19 protein-coding genes are annotated in these 16,172 nt (G+C 69.0%); 3 read left to right on the top strand and 16 right to left on the bottom strand.

Going from position 1 to position 16,172, the window contains the following annotated elements:
• Window positions 1–2 precede the first annotated feature (2 nt).
• The gene (locus A4R44_RS34430) at window positions 3–476 is read right to left on the bottom strand and encodes an Lrp/AsnC family transcriptional regulator (protein ID WP_009072012.1); all 474 of its coding nucleotides are present in this window, start codon (window positions 474–476) and stop codon (window positions 3–5) included.
• 362 nt (window positions 477–838) lie between these two features.
• Between A4R44_RS34430 and A4R44_RS34425 the strand changes: the two genes are divergently transcribed.
• Together A4R44_RS34425 and A4R44_RS34420 are read left to right on the top strand one after the other, a co-directional pair.
• Window positions 839–1,051: a BldC family transcriptional regulator gene (locus A4R44_RS34425; protein ID WP_009072010.1), complete on the top strand. Its 213-nt coding sequence runs from the start codon at window positions 839–841 to the stop codon at window positions 1,049–1,051.
• 276 nt (window positions 1,052–1,327) lie between these two features.
• Complete coding sequence (locus A4R44_RS34420; RefSeq protein ID WP_067590115.1) at window positions 1,328–1,513, top strand: hypothetical protein; 186 nt, start codon at window positions 1,328–1,330, stop codon at window positions 1,511–1,513.
• Window positions 1,514–1,631: 118 nt separating this feature from the next.
• Here the strand turns inward: A4R44_RS34420 and A4R44_RS34415 are convergent, their stop codons facing one another.
• The 7 genes from A4R44_RS34415 to hemL all read right to left on the bottom strand — a co-directional run bounded on the left by A4R44_RS34415 (window position 1,632) and on the right by hemL (window position 9,141).
• Window positions 1,632–2,936 (bottom strand): MinD/ParA family protein, encoded by a 1,305-nt coding sequence (locus A4R44_RS34415; protein ID WP_067590113.1) that lies wholly within the window; start codon window positions 2,934–2,936, stop codon window positions 1,632–1,634.
• Between the two features lie 86 nt (window positions 2,937–3,022).
• Complete coding sequence (ccsB, locus tag A4R44_RS34410; RefSeq protein ID WP_067590110.1) at window positions 3,023–4,015, bottom strand: c-type cytochrome biogenesis protein CcsB; 993 nt, start codon at window positions 4,013–4,015, stop codon at window positions 3,023–3,025.
• 3 nt (window positions 4,016–4,018) lie between these two features.
• The gene (locus A4R44_RS34405; RefSeq protein WP_067590107.1) at window positions 4,019–5,605 is read right to left on the bottom strand and encodes a cytochrome c biogenesis protein ResB; all 1,587 of its coding nucleotides are present in this window, start codon (window positions 5,603–5,605) and stop codon (window positions 4,019–4,021) included.
• A complete protein-coding gene (locus tag A4R44_RS34400; RefSeq protein WP_067590104.1) occupies window positions 5,602–6,375 on the bottom strand; it encodes a cytochrome c biogenesis CcdA family protein in 774 nt (257 codons plus the stop codon). The genes A4R44_RS34405 and A4R44_RS34400 overlap by 4 nt, the downstream gene beginning before the upstream one ends.
• A 260-nt stretch (window positions 6,376–6,635) precedes the next feature.
• Window positions 6,636–7,217 (bottom strand): TlpA disulfide reductase family protein, encoded by a 582-nt coding sequence (locus A4R44_RS34395; protein WP_067590101.1) that lies wholly within the window; start codon window positions 7,215–7,217, stop codon window positions 6,636–6,638.
• Window positions 7,214–7,840, bottom strand: a complete 627-nt coding sequence (locus A4R44_RS34390) for a histidine phosphatase family protein (RefSeq protein ID WP_067590098.1) — start codon at window positions 7,838–7,840, stop codon at window positions 7,214–7,216. Before A4R44_RS34390 ends, A4R44_RS34395 begins: the two co-directional genes overlap by 4 nt.
• Window positions 7,837–9,141, bottom strand: coding sequence for a glutamate-1-semialdehyde 2,1-aminomutase (gene hemL / locus A4R44_RS34385; RefSeq protein ID WP_067590095.1), 1,305 nt, complete (start codon window positions 9,139–9,141; stop codon window positions 7,837–7,839). The genes A4R44_RS34390 and hemL overlap by 4 nt, the downstream gene beginning before the upstream one ends.
• Before the next feature lie 185 nt (window positions 9,142–9,326).
• Between hemL and A4R44_RS34380 the strand changes: the two genes are divergently transcribed.
• Window positions 9,327–9,812, top strand: coding sequence for a TspO/MBR family protein (locus tag A4R44_RS34380; RefSeq protein WP_095213800.1), 486 nt, complete (start codon window positions 9,327–9,329; stop codon window positions 9,810–9,812).
• Here the strand turns inward: A4R44_RS34380 and A4R44_RS34375 are convergent.
• From A4R44_RS34375 to hemB, 8 genes are all read right to left on the bottom strand, one after another.
• Window positions 9,809–10,360, bottom strand: coding sequence for a DUF5666 domain-containing protein (locus tag A4R44_RS34375; protein WP_067590092.1), 552 nt, complete (start codon window positions 10,358–10,360; stop codon window positions 9,809–9,811). The two genes, A4R44_RS34380 and A4R44_RS34375, sit on opposite strands and share 4 nt — an antisense overlap.
• A gap of 7 nt (window positions 10,361–10,367) precedes the next feature.
• Window positions 10,368–11,570, bottom strand: a complete 1,203-nt coding sequence (locus A4R44_RS34370; protein ID WP_067590089.1) for an ABC transporter permease — start codon at window positions 11,568–11,570, stop codon at window positions 10,368–10,370.
• A complete protein-coding gene (locus A4R44_RS34365) occupies window positions 11,567–12,265 on the bottom strand; it encodes an ABC transporter ATP-binding protein (RefSeq protein ID WP_067590086.1) in 699 nt (232 codons plus the stop codon). Before A4R44_RS34365 ends, A4R44_RS34370 begins: the two co-directional genes overlap by 4 nt.
• The gene (locus tag A4R44_RS34360) at window positions 12,262–13,503 is read right to left on the bottom strand and encodes an efflux RND transporter periplasmic adaptor subunit (RefSeq protein WP_067590083.1); all 1,242 of its coding nucleotides are present in this window, start codon (window positions 13,501–13,503) and stop codon (window positions 12,262–12,264) included. The genes A4R44_RS34365 and A4R44_RS34360 overlap by 4 nt, the downstream gene beginning before the upstream one ends.
• A gap of 64 nt (window positions 13,504–13,567) precedes the next feature.
• A complete protein-coding gene (locus A4R44_RS34355) occupies window positions 13,568–13,906 on the bottom strand; it encodes a hypothetical protein (protein WP_067590316.1) in 339 nt (112 codons plus the stop codon).
• A 49-nt stretch (window positions 13,907–13,955) separates the two neighbouring features.
• Window positions 13,956–14,441, bottom strand: a complete 486-nt coding sequence (locus tag A4R44_RS34350; RefSeq protein WP_067590080.1) for a hypothetical protein — start codon at window positions 14,439–14,441, stop codon at window positions 13,956–13,958.
• Window positions 14,441–15,013, bottom strand: coding sequence for a hypothetical protein (locus A4R44_RS34345; protein ID WP_093571936.1), 573 nt, complete (start codon window positions 15,011–15,013; stop codon window positions 14,441–14,443). Before A4R44_RS34345 ends, A4R44_RS34350 begins: the two co-directional genes overlap by 1 nt.
• A 20-nt stretch (window positions 15,014–15,033) precedes the next feature.
• Window positions 15,034–16,005 carry a porphobilinogen synthase gene (gene hemB, locus A4R44_RS34340; RefSeq protein ID WP_093572688.1) on the bottom strand — a complete coding sequence of 324 codons (972 nt, stop codon included), beginning with the start codon at window positions 16,003–16,005 and terminating at the stop codon, window positions 15,034–15,036.
• Window positions 16,006–16,172 lie beyond the last annotated feature (167 nt).

Here is a 16,172-nt window from a genome sequence, read left to right as displayed (position 1 = left end):
GGCTACGCCCCGCTCGCCGGGTCCTCGTCCAGGCCCGCGTTGTTGGGGCGGCCCTCGAACCGGGTGGAGAGCACCACCGTCGTATTGGTGCGGCCGACGCCGGGGATGCGGCGCAACCTGCCGAGGGTGAGCTCCAGCTCGTCGACCGTCGAAACCCGCACCTTCACGACGAAGGCCTCGTCGCCCGCGACCGCGTAACAGCTCTCCACCTCGGGCAGTTCGCCGAGCGAAGCGGCGACGTCCTCGTCGGTGGCGGTGTCGGTGGGATGGATGCCGACCAGCGCGGTGACGCCGAGTCCGACCGTGTTCGGGTCGACCATCGCGTGGTAGCCGGTGATCACGCCCGCCGCCTCAAGCTTCCCGACGCGTTCGTGCACCGACGACGCGGAGAGCCCCACCGTCCGGCCGAGGTCGGCGTAGGTAGCCCGGCCGTTGGCCCGCAGCTCGGCGATGATCTTCCGGTCCAGCTGATCCACTGGCTCATTATGCGGCGCGCCCGTGCGGGAGGCGCATCGCGGTAGGCCCCGGATTGTCTCCTGCGTCACAGCAACCTCGGCGCCGGCCGCCGCCCAGCCTCGGCCTTTGCTCAGTCTTTACCCGGATCTCGGCACAACCTGTTGGAAAATGCCTGGTCAGCGGGCCGTGAACGGGCACTGGGCGATCCTGAGAATCTGCTGAGTTATGTCCCTTTTGCACTTTAAGGGCTCTTTACCCAAGGACAACCGTTCGAGTACCCGACGGGTGAAGTGCCACGATTGCCGCGTTGGCCACCCGGGCGCGACGGGCGAAACCGCCCGATGCCCCCGGTATAGCAAGTTGGGCGTTAAGGAGGCGGAAAATGACCGCAACCATGGGCGGACGGTTGCTCACCCCGGGTGAGGTGGCCGCTCTGTTCCGGGTGGACCCGAAGACCGTGACCCGCTGGGCCACCGCGGGCCGGATCGGCTCGATCCGGACGCCGGGCGGACACCGCAGGTTCCGCGAGTCCGAGGTGAACGACCTTCTGGCCGAGCTCACCACGGACGCGAGCGAGCCGACCCGCAAGATCTGACCCGCGGGTCTCGAACACGCCGAAGGGTCGTGACTGGCAAGGGGTGCCTCCCGCATCGCTTGCCGGTCACGACCCTTCGCCGCGTTCCGGCAGTTTCTCCGCGACCCACCACCCCCGAGATCGCGCCGGTTTCCGGACTGAGCGATTCGCCCGGCCCCCAGGCCGGGCGAATCGGGAGGGAAGAAACCGGCTCCCCGGCGATCTCGGCGCCTCGGCGGAGCCGAGGCCATCAAACAGAGCTAACCTGGGGGGCCAGCACGACGGAAGGACCCGGGCATGATTCCTTTGCTCGCAGCGGTGGGCGCGATCACCATCGCCGTTCTGTTGTGGCGGGCACTCGGCGCACAGCGGATCAGCGTCCCGCAGCGCCGCCCGGCCGTCGCTCCCGACGACGATCCCGAATTCCTGCGCAAGCTCTCCGAGGAGCAGCGCAACCGCCGCCCGGACGACACCGACTCCTGACCCTCTCTCACCGGCGGGCCCTGCCGGGCGCAGCAGAGGTACGTGAGGGGAACCCTGAGGGAATCTGATTCCCTCAGGGTTCCCCTCACGTACAGCTAGCTCGTGCGGCGGGCGAGGCTCAGCGGTACCCCTGCCCGCCGAACCCGTCAGCCACGGTCGCCGCCAGTTCCAGCAGCGCCAACCGGGTGTCCCCGCCGAGGCGCTCCAACTCGATCTCCGCGCCCTCTTCCAAGTGCGCGTCGAACGGGATCCGGCACACCGAACGCACCTTCGCGCCGAAGTGCGCGGCCAGCTTGTCCAGGTCGACCGAACTGCCCTTCGGGCGCACCGAGTTGATCACCACGACCGAGCGTTTCACCAGGTCGCCGTAGCCGTGCGCCTCCAGCCAGTCCAGCGTCGCCGAGGCGCTGCGGGCCCCGTCGACCGAACCCGAGGACACCACCACCAGCGAGTCCGCGACGTCGAGGACGCCCTTCATCGCCGAGTGCATCAAACCGGTGCCGCAGTCGGTGAGCACGATGTTGTAGAAGTGCTCAAGCAGGTTCACCGTGCGCCGGTAGTCGTTCTCGGAGAACGCCTCCGACACCGCCGGATCCTGTTCGCTGGCCAGGATTTCCAGTCGGCTCGACCCCTGCGACGTGTACGACCGGACGTCGCTGTAGCGCGTGATCTTGTCCGCGTCGCGCAGCAGATGCCGCACGGTCGCGGTGGTCTCGATGGCGATCTTCTGCGACAGCGTCCCGCGGTCCGGGTTCGCGTCCACCGCCACCACGCGGTCGCCGCGCAGGGACGCGAAGGTCGCGCCGAGCGTGGTCGTGGTCGTGGTCTTGCCGACGCCCCCCTTGAGGCTCAGCATCGCGATCTTGTAGCACCCGCGCAGCGGCTGGTTGACCCGCGCGATCAACTCGCGTCGACGCGTGTCCGCCGGGCTCTCCCCCGGGTTGACCAGCTTGCCGCTGCCCAGGTACACCGCCTTGCGCCAGCCGGACTGGGGCGTGCGCTTCTGCTGTTTCACCAGGTGCGCGGTGGCCAGCTCGTCCGCGCTGGACGCCGGCTGCGGGAGTCCGCCGGCAGGAGCGCCCGGCACAGGAACCGCACCTGGGGCGGGAACCGGCGTGCCGGCCGGAGCGGCGGGCGGCTGCTGGTATCCAGGCGGGGCGGCGTGCTGCGGCTGATGCTGCTGCGCGGGCGGCTGCAACGGCGGCAGGTTCTGGTCGTAATGCGGCTGGTAGCCGCCCGGCTGCGGCAGTGGCTGGTACGCGCCCTGCGGCGGCGGGTCGACGACCTGCGTCGGCTGCGCGTCGTACGGCCCGGTGCCGGGGTGCGGCGTCGAGTCGGTGCGTTCCTCGGAGAACATGGCAGCCGGTTCCTGGGCCTGCTCGGACTGCTGTTCCCCGGCAGTCTCTTCACTGGGTCCGGTCACCGTTGCCAACCTCCCGGGTACGTCGAAGGGCCCCTGGCGACGACGGTAGTCGCCCGAGGCCCGGTCCGGGCGGTGGACCCCCCGGCTCAGCTCACTCCGGCATAGGAATGCAGTCCGGCGGTAACCAGGTTGACGAAGAACAAGTTGAAGATCGTCACCGAGAATCCGACGATGTTGATCACCGCGGCACGGGTGCCGCGCCAGCCCGCGGTGGCGCGGGAGTGCAGGTATGCCGCGTAAACGACCCACGCGATGAACGCGACGGTCTCCTTCGGGTCCCAGCCCCAGAACCGGCCCCACGCGGCCTCGGCCCACACCGCGCCGCACAGCACGCCGAAAGTGAAGATCGGGAACGCCACGATGGTGGCCCGGTAGGCGATCCGGTCGAGCACGTCGGCGGCGGGCAGCTTCGGGCCGAAACCGGCGAACTTGGCCGGGTTGCGGTCGTGCGCGGTGCGGAAGAGGTACAGCACGCTCGCCACGCCGGGCACCAGGAACACGCCGGAGCCGATGATCGCGGCGGACACGTGGATCACGAGCCAGTACGACTGCAGCGCGGGCACGACCGGCGCGGCCACGGTGTACAGCATCGTGCCGTTGATGAACATCAGGATCACGACGGGCAGCAGCAGGAAGCCGGTGAGGTGGCGGACCGGGAACTTCTTGATCACCACGAGCCAGGCGACGACGGTGATGAAGGTGACCGCCATGCCGTACTCGTACATGTTGCCCCACGGCGCGCGGTGCACCGCGAGTCCGCGCAGCACGATCGCCGACAGCTGCAGCAGCGCGCCGAGCACCAGCAGCGCCGCGCCCATCCGGCCGATCCGCTCGGCGCGGCCGATCGCGCGCGGGGCCTCGGGCTCGGCCGGGACGTCGCCGTCTTCGATCCCGGCGTCGTCGGAGTCCGGTCCGCCCGCGCCGACCAGCACACGCTGGCGGCTGCGCTCGGCGGCGAGCCGGCCCTTGGCTCCGAAAGCCTGCTCGAAGAGCGTGAACAGCAGCGCCAGCACGTAAATCGCCACTGTCGTCGTGTACAGCAGGTCGCTGTACTGCGAGAGAGTCTCGTTGATTTCCATGCCTCAGCTGCCCTTCCGGCCCGTGACCAGCCGTTCGCTGATCCGCTGGAATTCCTCGCCGTATCCGGCTTGATCCGTGCGCGCGAGCCCCGCGACTTCGATCACGGTACTCGCGCCATCGTCGCGGCCCGGCCGCACCCGCACCCACACGCGACGCCGCTTGACCAGCAACGACGCCCCGAGCCCGGCGAACATCACGATCGCGAAGCCGAGCACGTAGCCCTGCGTCGGATCATGCGAGATCTGCAGGTTGACCCAGTTGTTGACGCCGTCGAAGCGGACCTTGGTGCCGTCGTCGAGCGTCAGTTCCTGGCCGACCGCGAGGTTCTTGCGGGCGACCCGCTTGAGCCTGCCGTCCTGGACGCGGGACTGGTCGACCGAGAACACCGACTGGCCGCGGCCCGCGTCGAGGCCGAGGTCGCCGCGCAGCACGTCGACGGCGACCATCGGGTTGTTCAGCTGCGGGGCGGTCGAGGTGAGCACGCCGCCGTGGATGAACGAGGACGGCGCGAAGAGGCCGGTGATCGCGAGCTGCTTGGTGCGCCGCTGGACCTCGTCGGCGATGCCGGGCTGGTCGAACTTCGTCGCGCCCTCGGACAGCATCGTCGCCGGGTTGCTGAACATCCACTGGGTGTTCTGGGTGCGCTTCTCGCCGTTCGGGAAGGTCACCGTGAACTGCGGCGAATAACCGTTGCCCAGCAGGTAAACCCGGTCGCCGACGGTGCGCAGCGGCTCGTTGACCTCCAGGTCGTACGGCTTCCACGTGCCGGCCCGCAGGTCCTCGCCGGACTGGTACTCGATGTGCGAGTGGTAGTAGTCAGCCTGGTTCGTGGCGGTGTAGCGGGCGGTGAAGTCGTTGACCTTCACGCAGAACGGGTCGAGGTCGGTGCCGTCGACGCGCAGGCCCGCTTCGAACGAGTCGTAGTTGTAGATGCCCGAGTTGCAGAACTGGCCGCCATTGGCCTGCACGATGACCTGGCCCTCGTAGCTGTAGAGCTTGCCGAGGGCGAAGAAGATGATCAGGCCGAGCATGCCGAAGTGGAAGAGCAGGTTGCCGGTCTCGCGNNNNCTGAACCCGCCGCCGTCCTCCTCGCGCTCGACGCGCCGCCAGCCGGACAGCTGCTTGCGCACGTCCTCGCGGATCGTCTCCGGCGTGCGCGCGGTGCGGGCGATCCGGTGGTGCGGCATGCGCGCGAGATTGCGCGGCGTCAGCACCGGCTTCGCCCGCATTTGCTTGAAATACTCGAAGCTGCGCGGCGTGAGACAGCCGATCAGCGAGATCATCAGCAGGATGTAGATCGCGGAGAACCAGACGCTGGAGTAGACGTCGTAGAACTCCAGCTTGTCGAGCAGCGAACCCCACCAGCCGTGCGCGCTGATGTACTCGTCGACCTTCGGCGCGTTCAGCCGCCGCTGCGGCAGCAACGCGCCGGGAAGCGCGGCGAGCGCCAGCAGGAACAGCAGCACCAGCGCGGTGCGCATGGACGTCAGGCCGCGCCAGGTGTTGCGCAGGAAAGCCAGGACCTGCTTGGCCGCGGACGGCCGGTACGACGGGTTCGGGTTCTTCGGGGGCGCTTCGGTAGTGGTCACAACGGCAGCTCGAGATCGGAGGCGACGGAGTTGCGGAGCCAGCCCATGACGTCTCCCCACAGCCCGGTGACCAGCAGAATGCCCACCACCATCAGCAGCGCCCCGCCGAAAATCTGCACGCGGCGGCCGTTGCGGCGAAGCCAGTCGGTGGCCCGCACGGCCCAGCGGGCGCCGAGCGCGATCAGCAGGAACGGGACGCCGAGGCCGAGACAGTAAACAAGCACCAGCACGTACCCGCGAACCGCGGCCCCGCCGGTCGCGCTGGCGAGACTGGTGACGGCCGAGAGCGTCGGCCCGATGCACGGCGTCCAGCCGAGCCCGAACACCGCCCCGAGCACCGGCGCGCCCCACAGCCCGCCGCCGGGCACGTGGTGCGAGCGGACCTCGCGCTGCAGTCCCGGGATCCAGCCGATGAAGACCAGCGCCATCAGGATGGTGAGGACGCCGCCGATGCGCTGCAGCAGTTCCTCGTTGACCAGCAAGGTGTTCGCGAGCCAGACCAGCGTGCCCATGGTCGCGACGAACACCACGGTGAACCCGAGCACGAACAGCCCCGCCGCACCGAGCACGGCGTAGCGGCCCTTCTTGCGCTCCTCGCCGTCGCGCACCGCCGGGGCGTCCGCACCGACGAGAGCCGCGAGGTAGGCGAGGTACCCGGGCACGAGCGGCACCACGCACGGCGACGCGAACGAGATGGCCCCGGCCACCAGCGCGACACCCGCGGCGAGCAGCAGCGGCCCGGAAAGCGCCAGCTCGGACACGGAGTTCACGCACTTGAGAGTAGGCAGTGAGCTGGACGTGAGGCGGGCGGGGCCCGCTCACAGGACCTACGCCACAGCGGGGCCGGGACCTTGGTCCTGGGTCGTGAGCGTTGGCACCGGTGAGAACCGGGGCTGGCACTCACGACGAGCCCGGGCCGGAACGTGCGCGCCTGCGCCCTCGCTTGGCAAGGGGCTCCCGCGAGGCAAGGGCGGTGGTCGGGTCTCGTGAGTGTTGATCGCGGTTCTCACCGCGATCAACACCCACGACGCTATTTCTCCGCGCTGAGCCGCTGCACCACCGGAACCAGGTCCGAAGCCAGCACCTGCCGCAGGAACACCGCCGCCACCCGGTGCTGTTTGTCCAGCACCAGGGTCGACGGGATGATGTTGCGCGGGTACCCGGACAGCTGAAGCAGCACGCGTCCGGACGGGTCCCAGATCGACGGGTACGTCAGGCCGCGGTCGCGGACGAAGTCCTGGGCCACGTCGCGGGCCGGGTCGCGGACGTCGAGGCCGATCACCTGGGCGCCGACCGGGGCGATCTGCTTGCTCGCGGTCTCCAGTTCGGGCGCTTCGGCGCGGCACGGGCCGCACCATTGGCCCCACAGGTTGATCACCAGCGCCTTGCCGGGGAAGTCCTCGATCGAGAGCTGTTTGCCCTCGTGCATCAGGTCGTCGCCGGCCAGCGTCGGGGCTTTCTGGCGTTCGTTCTCCGGGTAGCTGATGTCGACCTTGCCGCCAGGCGAGACGAAGGTGAAGGTGCCACCCGAGACGACCGCGTCCTTGCCGGTCGAGCAGCCCGTCACGACCAGCGCGGCGGCCATCAGGACCCCGAGCAGCCGCCGTTTCATGCGCCGGTCACCTTGGGGTCGGTGGTGCCCGCGGGCTCGCTGTAGACGATCTCCAGCAGCTCTTCGCCGTCGAACACCAAGCTGGTGAGCGACGCCAGCGAGCACTGCCGCTGCCGCGGGTCGTGCCACAGCCGCTTCGCTTCGAGGAACCGGCGAAGCGTCCAGATCGGCAGTTGGTGCGACACACACAGCGCTTCGCGCCCTTCGGCCTTTACGCGGGCACGGTGCACCGCGCCAAGCATCCGGTGTGCGATCTCGACGTACGGCTCGCCCCACGACGGCTTGAACGGGTTCACCAGGTGCGGCCACGCTTTCGGCTGCCGCAGCGCGCCGTCGCCCACGGCCACGCGCTGGCCTTCGAAGACGTTCGCCGCTTCGATGAGACCTTCGTCAGTGGCGATGTCGAGACGGTGCGCGCCCGCGATGGGTGCCGCGGTCTCCTGCGCGCGCTGAAGCGGCGAAGCGACGACATACGCGAGGTCGTGCCCAGACACTGCCTCGGCGACAGTGAGCGCCTGACGTTGCCCGCGCTCTGACAGCCGGAAGTTCGGCAGCCGCCCGTAGAGGATCTTCTCCGGGTTGTGGACTTCACCGTGCCGCAGCATGTGGACGACGGTGGTCATGGGCGAACCGCCTCAGCCGCCGCGCGCGCCGCCGTGGGCAACGCGGCCTCGATGACGGCGAATGCTTCGTCGTCCATCGCGGCGTTCACGAACCACGCCTCGTACGCGCTCGGCGGCGGGTACACGCCCGCTTCGAGCAGCGCATGGAAGAACGCCGGGAAGCGCCACGTCTCGGTGGCCTGCGCGTCCGCGTAGTTGCGTACGGGCTTGTCGGTGAAGAAGACGCTCACCAGGTTGCCCGCGAACTGCACCGTGTGCGTGACGCCCGCTTCGCTGAGCGCCTTGTCGAAAAGCCCGCCGAGACGCTTCGCGTTGGCGTCGAGCTTCGCGTACACAGCGTCGTCGGCTTCGCGCAGCGCGGTAAGACCGGCGGCGACCGCCACCGGGTTCCCGGACAGCGTGCCCGCCTGATAGACGGGACCGCCGGGAGCGAGCTTCGCCATGATGTCCGCGCGGCCGCCGAACGCCGCGGCAGGCAGCCCGCCGGACATCACCTTGCCGAACGTGTACAGGTCACCGGCCACACCTTCGAGGCCGAACCAGCCCGCACGCGAAACGCGGAAGCCGGTCATCACCTCGTCCATGATCAGCAGCGCGCCGTTTTCGTGCGCGAGGTCACGCAGCGCGGCGTTGAAGCCGGCGTCCGGCGGCACCGCGCCCATGTTGCCCGCGGCCGCCTCGGTGATCACTGCGGCGATCTGGCCCTCATTCTCCGCAAAGGATTTCCGCAGTGCGTCAAGATCGTTGTACGGCAAGACAATCGTGTCCGCGGCCTGCGCGCCGGTGACGCCCGGCGAAGTCGGCAGGCCGAGTGTCGCTACGCCGGAACCCGCTTCGGCGAGCAGCGCGTCAACGTGCCCGTGGTAGCAGCCGGCGAACTTGATGATCTTGGCGCGGCCGGTGAAACCGCGAGCCAGCCGGATGGCGCTCATCGTGGCTTCGGTGCCGGAGTTGACCAGCCGGACCTGCTCGACCGGACCGACCCGGCCGATGATCTCCTCGGCGAGTTCGACCTCGCCGATCGTCGGCGTGCCGAAGGAAAGCCCGTGCTCCGCGGCCGCGCGGGCGGCGGCCACCACCTTCGGGTGCGCGTGCCCGAGGATCATCGGGCCCCACGAGGAGACGAGGTCGACGTAGCGGTTGCCGTCTGCGTCCCACAGATACGGGCCCTCGCCCCGGACCATGAACCGCGGCGTGCCGCCGACCGAGTTGAAGGCGCGCACCGGCGAGTTCACCCCGCCCGGAACGGCCGCCTTGGCGCGTGCGAACCATGCTTTGGACTGCTCGGTGCCAGTGCTCACCGCTCCAGTCTTGCAAATCCTCCGTTCGGGTGTCGGTGGCGCCCAAGCTGCCACCCGACTGCCATCCGGCATTTCGGCCGGACCGCTCCTGACTTCACCCTCCTCCCCGCCGCCGCCCTCATGCGAGTAGCCGCGCTACGCAGTAACATTCCCAAGCGCATGGACGGGCGAGCCATGGAGGAGACGTGACGGCGCCCACACACCGCCGGAACCCGTGGCTGATGCTCGCGGTGTTCTTCGGGCTGGTCGGCGTCATCGCACTGGTCGGCGCGCTGGCCGCGACGACCGCGCCGGACGCCTACAACCGGTACGTGCTGCCGGAGTGGGCCCCGCCCTCGTCCCTGTTCAGTCCGGTGTGGACGGTTCTGTACATCGTGCTCGCCGTCGCGGGCTGGACTTATTGGCGCACCGACGGCGAGAACCAGGGCTTCGCCGCGTACGGCATCGGCCTGTTGTTCAACCTGATGTGGATCTCGCTGTTCTTCGCGGGCGGCTCCACACAGGTCGCGTGCGTGGACATCGTGCTGCTCGATTTCACCGTGATCGTGACGATCGCATTGTTCTACCGCCGGTCCCGCACCGCCGCGCTGCTGCTCGTGCCGTATCTGGCGTGGCTGCTCTACACGACGGCGCTGAACGTCGCGATCATCGCGCTCAACGACGTTCCCTAACGCCCCGGTTGCGCCACGATCGCCTGCGCGGTCACCGAGCCGTCCGCTCCGGTGCGGCCCTGGACGGTCACCGGCTGTCCCGGTTTGAGGTCGCTGAGCTTGCCCGGCTGAGTCACGCCGACCGTCGTGCTGTCCGAAGTGGACACTGTGACTTCGCTGCCCTGCATGGTCTTCACCGTGATCGTGCTCCCGTCGACCTTCTCCACGGTGCCGACCGTCCCGCGACCGCCTGCCGCACGTCCGCCGGAGCCGCCCTGCTGCCCAGCACCGGGGCCGGAACCAGTACCGGCGAAGGCCGTTCGGGCCCCGCCGGAAGAGCCGCTCGACGGACCGAACGCCGCGTGCGTCCACGCGCCGCCGGCGAACGCCAGCGCCAGCACGAGCAGCCCGGCGAGCACGAGCGTCGGCTTGCCGAACGGCCGCGCGACCTGCTTCAGCTCGGCGGTGAGATCGCCCTGGACGGCAGGCTCGGCAATGAGGTCTTCCGGACGCGGCGCGGCGGGTTCCTCCGGCGGGGTCGGAATGGGCTGGGTGGTCGACGCGGACATGACGCTCCTACTCGTGCCGGAGGGCGTCGATCGGCCGCAGCCGCGAAGCCCGGTTCGCCGGGAAACTGCCGAAGAAAAGCCCGATCAGCGCGGACACCGCGAACGCGAGCGCGATCGACGAAGGCACCACCACCGGCTGGATGCCCGCGATGCTGAACCGGCTGCCGACCACGCCGATCAGCACGCCGAGCAACCCGCCGAACAGGCTCAGCATGGTCGCCTCGGCGAGGAACTGGCCGAGGATCGCCGAGCGCGGCGCGCCGATCGCCTTGCGGATGCCGATCTCGCGGATCCGCTCGGTGACCGTGACGAGCATGATGTTCGTGACCCCGATCCCGCCGACCAGCAGTGAGATCGCCGCGACCGCGCCGAGCAGCACGGTGAACGTGTCGATCGCCGACGTGCGGGTCTGCAGCAGCTGCGCGGAGTTCTGGATCTGGAAGTCCGGAGTGGCCGAGGCTTGAATGCCGTGCCGGGCGTCGAGGATCGCAGTGACCTCGGCTTGCGCGAGCCCGATCGCATCGGCGGTGGTCGCCTGCACGGCGATCTGGTTCAGGCCGCCGTAGCCGGCGAGCGAGTTCTGCACCGCGCTGATCGGGGCGATCGCGACGTCATCGGCGTTCTGCAGCCCGGTGCTGCCCTTCGTCTGCAGCACGCCGATCACGGTGAACTGGATGCTGTTGACCAGTACGTTCTTGCCGACCGGTTCGCCTGCACCGAAGATCGACTGCGCGGTCGTCGGCCCGAGCACGACGACCTTGCGCGCTTGCGTCACGTCCTCGGCGCTGAACAGCTGACCGTCGGCGATCTGGCGATTCGTGGTGGTGAAGTAGCTGGGTTCGGTGCCGACGACGCTCGACACGTCGTAGGAGGTCTGCCCGTACGTCGCGGTCGCGCTGGTGTTCACCACCGGAGCCGCCGCCTTGACGTCCGGCGCGCCCACCGGATCGATCAGCGCGTGCGCGTCCTGCACGGTGAGCGGACGCACCTGGCTGGTCTGCCCGCCGCCGCGGACCGGCGTCACGTTGACCACGTCGGTGCCGAGCCCCTGGATGCTCGCGGTAATCGCCGCCGACGCGCCGTTTCCCACTGCCACCAACAAGATCACCGACGCGACGCCGATGGTGATGCCGAGCGTGGTGAGCACCGAACGCAGTTTGTTCGAGGCGAGTCCGCGCACCGCGAACCGCATGATCTCGACGAAGTTCACGCGACCACCCCGGTGCGCACCTCGTCCGACACGATCCGCCCGTCGCTGACCCGCACGACGCGGTGCGCGTGCCGGGCGACCTCGTCCTCGTGCGTGATCACAACGACCGTGCGGCCGAGCGCGTTGAGCCGGTCGAAGACGCCGAGGACGTCGACAGTGCTTGCGTGGTCGAGGTTTCCCGTCGGTTCGTCGGCGAGCAGCAGCGCCGGTCCGCCGACCAGCGCCCGTGCCACCGCGACGCGCTGCTGCTGTCCGCCGGACAGTTCATTCGGCAGATGCTTGGCCCGATCGGTCAGCCCGACCATCTCCAGCGCGGCGAGCGCGCGGCGCCGCCGCTCCCCTCGCTTGAGTCCACTGTAGACCGTCGGCAATTCCACATTGGACAGCGCACTGGTACGCGGCACGAGATTGAAGGACTGGAAGATGAAGCCGATCTTTCGGTTGCGCAGCAGGGCAAGCTGACGTTCGTTGAGATCGGCGACGGAGAATCCGTCCAGCAGATACCGGCCCGAGGTAGGCGTGTCGAGACAGCCGAGCATGTTCAGCAGCGTCGACTTCCCGGATCCGGACGCGCCCATGATCGCGACGTACTCGCCCGGCCACACCCGCAGATCGACCCCGCGCAGCGCGTGCACCGCGGTTTCCCCGCTGCCGTAGGTCTTGCGCAGTCCGGAGACCGCGATCACCGGCTTCATCCCCGGCCCCCGCCGCCGACGCCGCCCTGGCGTCCGCCGCCGAATCCGCCCTGCTGGCCACCGCCGAACCCGCCGAGACCGCCCCGTTGCTGGCCGTTGGACCCACTCGAGGTCGTCGGCGACGCAGCCGTGAGCACCACGCTGTCGCCTTCGTTGAGCCCGGACTTGATCTCCACAGTGGACTCTCCGCGCACGCCGACCTCGACCTGCCGCGAAACCGGCTGCCCGTTCTGCTCCACCGTGACCACGTTCGTCGTCCCGCTGCTCCGCACCGCCGCGGCCGGAACGCTCAGTACGCCATCGGCTTCCGCGACCGTGATCACGACGCTCGCCGACTGTCCGGGCCGCAGCCCCGACGGCGGGTTCGACAACGCCAGCTTCGCGCCGTAACTGACGACGTTGCTGCTCGTGGTCGGGGTGAGGTCAATGCTGGAAACGGTCGCCTGCAATGGTTGATCCGGCGTCGCGTTCAGCGTGACCGTGGCTTTCTGGCCGGTTTTCACCTTGCTCACGTCAATTTCCGCCACCGAAGTATTGACGACAAGAGTGCCCATATCGGTAATATCGATAAAACCAGTGCTGCTACTGCTGCTTGAGGACGACTGTTGCCCGGATTGTCCACCGGAGCCGGAACTCGACGTGGACGCACTTGCGGAACTGCTGCTGGAATTGGACCCGCTGCCCGCTTGCTGCCCGACCGTCCCGTTGATCGCGGTAACCGTTCCCGCGCCCGGCGCGGTCAATGTCGTGGCGGCGAGTGCTGATTCCGCGTTGTCCACGTCCAGCTGCGCTTGATCCACTTTGGCCTGCAACGAGGCGGTGCTGCTCTGCGCCTGGGCCGAGGTCTGGTTCGCGGGCGGGTTGTCCTCCGCCGTCGTCAGGTTGTCCTCGGCGACCGCGAGATTGGCCTTGGCGACCTGAAGTTGTTTGCTTGCCTGGGAAGAGTCGATGGTGGCGAGCTTCTGCCCGGCGCTCACGACGTCGCCGACCTGCACGTCGATGCTGGTGACCTTGCCGGATGTCGTGAAATTCGCGGCCCCGGTGTAGGTGCTCGCGATCGTGCCCGCCGCCGCAACGGTCTGGGCGACATTCGCGCGCCGGACCGGCGTCGTCCGGGTTTGCGCCTGCGCGGTCGAACCAGCAGGCGAAAAGGCTTGGTAAATCCCGAAAGCCGCGCCGCCGAGCAGCACGACAAGGACTCCGTTGACCACCCAGGTTCGTGTGCGCAGCCGCGTCATGGCCGCAAGATTGCGGGGCTTGCTTAGCAGTCAGCTGTTGGTTCCCTGTGGGGCAGCTGTGTAATCAGTCCTTCTTCTTTTTGTGCCGCGCCCGCACCGCGAGCAGCAATTGCCGGACCGCGTCCACCACTAATACCGCAGACAGCGTGCCGAGCCCGAGCGCCCCGGCGATATGTCCGCCGAAGTACCGTTCGGAGGCCAATTTCGTGCCGTCGCCCGCCGTGGTGACGACCGTGCCGACCCCGGCGTGCCACAGCGCGAACGCCGCCCACAGCACCAATCCGGCCACCACGACCTCGCCGAGCGCGACGAACGCGCGCCACGGCTGGTTGAGCTTCGTCCGCGGCTGCGTTTCCTCCGGCGGCCAAAGCCCGGCTCCGGTCGGCTGGGGTAGGTCGATCACGGGATCCAGCCTTTCAGGTTCGCCGTCGTCGCGCGTCCCTCGTGCGGGTTCAGTTCCGGAAGTCATCGGCTTGTTCCTCGGTGTTCTCGTCCTCCGGATGGTTCTTCGCGGCCAGCTCCGCGAGCGCGGTCTTCAGCGCTTCGACGTCGCGGGCCCAGGCGAGCACCACCGTGCCGTCGTCCAGCTCGACCGGCAACTCGTCGTACTTCCGCGGCACCGACCAGCCGCCGCCGAGCACGCGCGTCCCGACCGGCGCACCGACGTCGGTCACCGAGGCGATCCGCTCCGCGGCCACCGTCTCGCGTCCTTGCCGCACCTGCTCGGTGGTGACCTCAAGCGAAAGGAACCGGCGCCGCGCGTACACCCACGGCAGCGTCAGCCCGCACAGCGCGGCGCCGATCAGCACCCAGCCGACGACGTGCGTCGGCCCACCGGTGGCCAGTTCGGCGAGCGCGCCCAGCAGTGCGAACAGCGGGCCCCAGATCAGCGCCGACCAGCCGACGCCAGGCTCGGAGTACAGCGTCCTGGCCGCCATTACAGCTTCTTGCCGACCTTCGGGAAGTAGTCCGCGACCTTCGGCAGGTACAGCAGGATCAGCATGACGACCAGCGCCAGCGACGACGCGAGCGCGAAGATGCTGCGGATCACCCCGAGTTCGAACACGATGCCGAGCACCGCCAGCAGGGTCGCGATGCTGCGTGCCGAACGCGTGCCCTCGCGGGCCTTCCAGGCGAACAGCACGAGCAGCGCGCCGAAGCACAGCGAGCCGATCAGCATGGCCCACACCAGCGTGTTGGCGTTGGCCTGCACCTGAGCGACGTCGACCTTCTGGCCGCTCTGCCGCACCTGCTCGATCGCCCGGTCGACCAGCTGCTGCTTGAGCAAGACGGTGACGACCTGCCCGGCCACCACGATCACCGCGGCCACGATGGCGAGCACGAACGCGCCGTGCACCGGCGTCGGCGGCTTGGCCTTCGGCGCGGTCTGCCCCGGCAGCACCGGATCCGGCGCGCGCCCGCGTTTGCGGCGCTCGTCGTCGGTGAGCCCGGAAAGATCGTCCGAGGTCACGCTGGCTGGCTTCGGGGTGTTCTCGTCCTTCTCGGCCACCCGAAAGACCCTACCCGGGCTCAGTCCAGCCAGGCCGCGGCCTCGGCCGCCCAGTAGGTCAGGATCAGGTCCGCCCCCGCGCGGCGGATGGACGTGAGCACCTCAAGCACCGTGCGCTCGCGCTCGATCCAGCCGTTCGCCGCGGCCGCCTCGACCATCGCGTACTCGCCGGAGATGTTGTACGCCGCGACCGGAACCGGCGAAATGTCGGCCGCCGCCTTGATGATGTCCAAATAGGACAGTGCAGGCTTGACCATGACCATGTCCGCGCCCTCGGCCAAGTCGAGTTCGAGCTCGCGCATCGCCTCGCGCGCGTTGCCGAGGTCCTGCTGGTAGGTCTTGCGGTCGCCCTTGAGCTGGGAGTCGACGGCCTCGCGGAAGGGACCGTAGAACGCGCTGGCGTACTTGATCGAGTAGGCGAGAATGGCGGTCTCGCTGTGCCCGACCTCGTCGAGCGCCCGGCGGATCACGCCGACCTGCCCGTCCATCATCCCGCTCGGCCCGAGCACATGCGCTCCCGCTTCCGCCTGCGCGACACCCATGTCGGCGTACAACCGGAGCGTGGCGTCGTTGTCGACCACGCCGTCCGCGTCGAGCACGCCGCAGTGCCCGTGGTCGGTGAACTCGTCCAGGCAGGTGTCGGCCATCAGCACGGTGGAGTCGCCGAGTTCGCTGCGCAGATCCCGCAACGCGACGTTGAGGATGCCGTTCTCGTCGACCGCGCCGGACCCTTGCGCGTCCCGCTTCTCCGGAACGCCGAAGAGCATGAGCCCGCCGACCCCGGCGTTGACCGCCTCGACCGCGGCCTTGCGAAGAGTGTCGCGAGTGTGCTGAACGACGCCCGGCATGCTGGCGATCGGCCGCGGCGCGTCCAGACCCTCGGCCACGAACATCGGCAGAATCAGCTGCCGTGGCCGCACCGTGGTCTCACTGACCATCCTGCGCATTGCCGGAGTAGTACGAAGCCTGCGGGGTCGCTGCTCGGGGAACACACCTCCAAGGTACTCCGGAGCCTCGTGAGTGTTCACGCCGGTGAGCACCGGCGTCGCCACTCACGACCCCAGAAACGGCGAGGGCCCCCTCAAGCCTCAAGGGAGCCCTCGTCACACCTCAGCTGCGCCGAGTCCGCTTGGCCTTCCGCGGCGGAGGCAACGCCCCC

Source organism: Amycolatopsis sp. M39 (genome assembly GCF_001651785.1).
GTDB lineage: Bacteria > Actinomycetota > Actinomycetes > Mycobacteriales > Pseudonocardiaceae > Amycolatopsis > Amycolatopsis rubida.
Note: the sequence above shows the minus strand (reverse complement) of the source record. Positions and strands in the feature narration are given on the sequence as shown.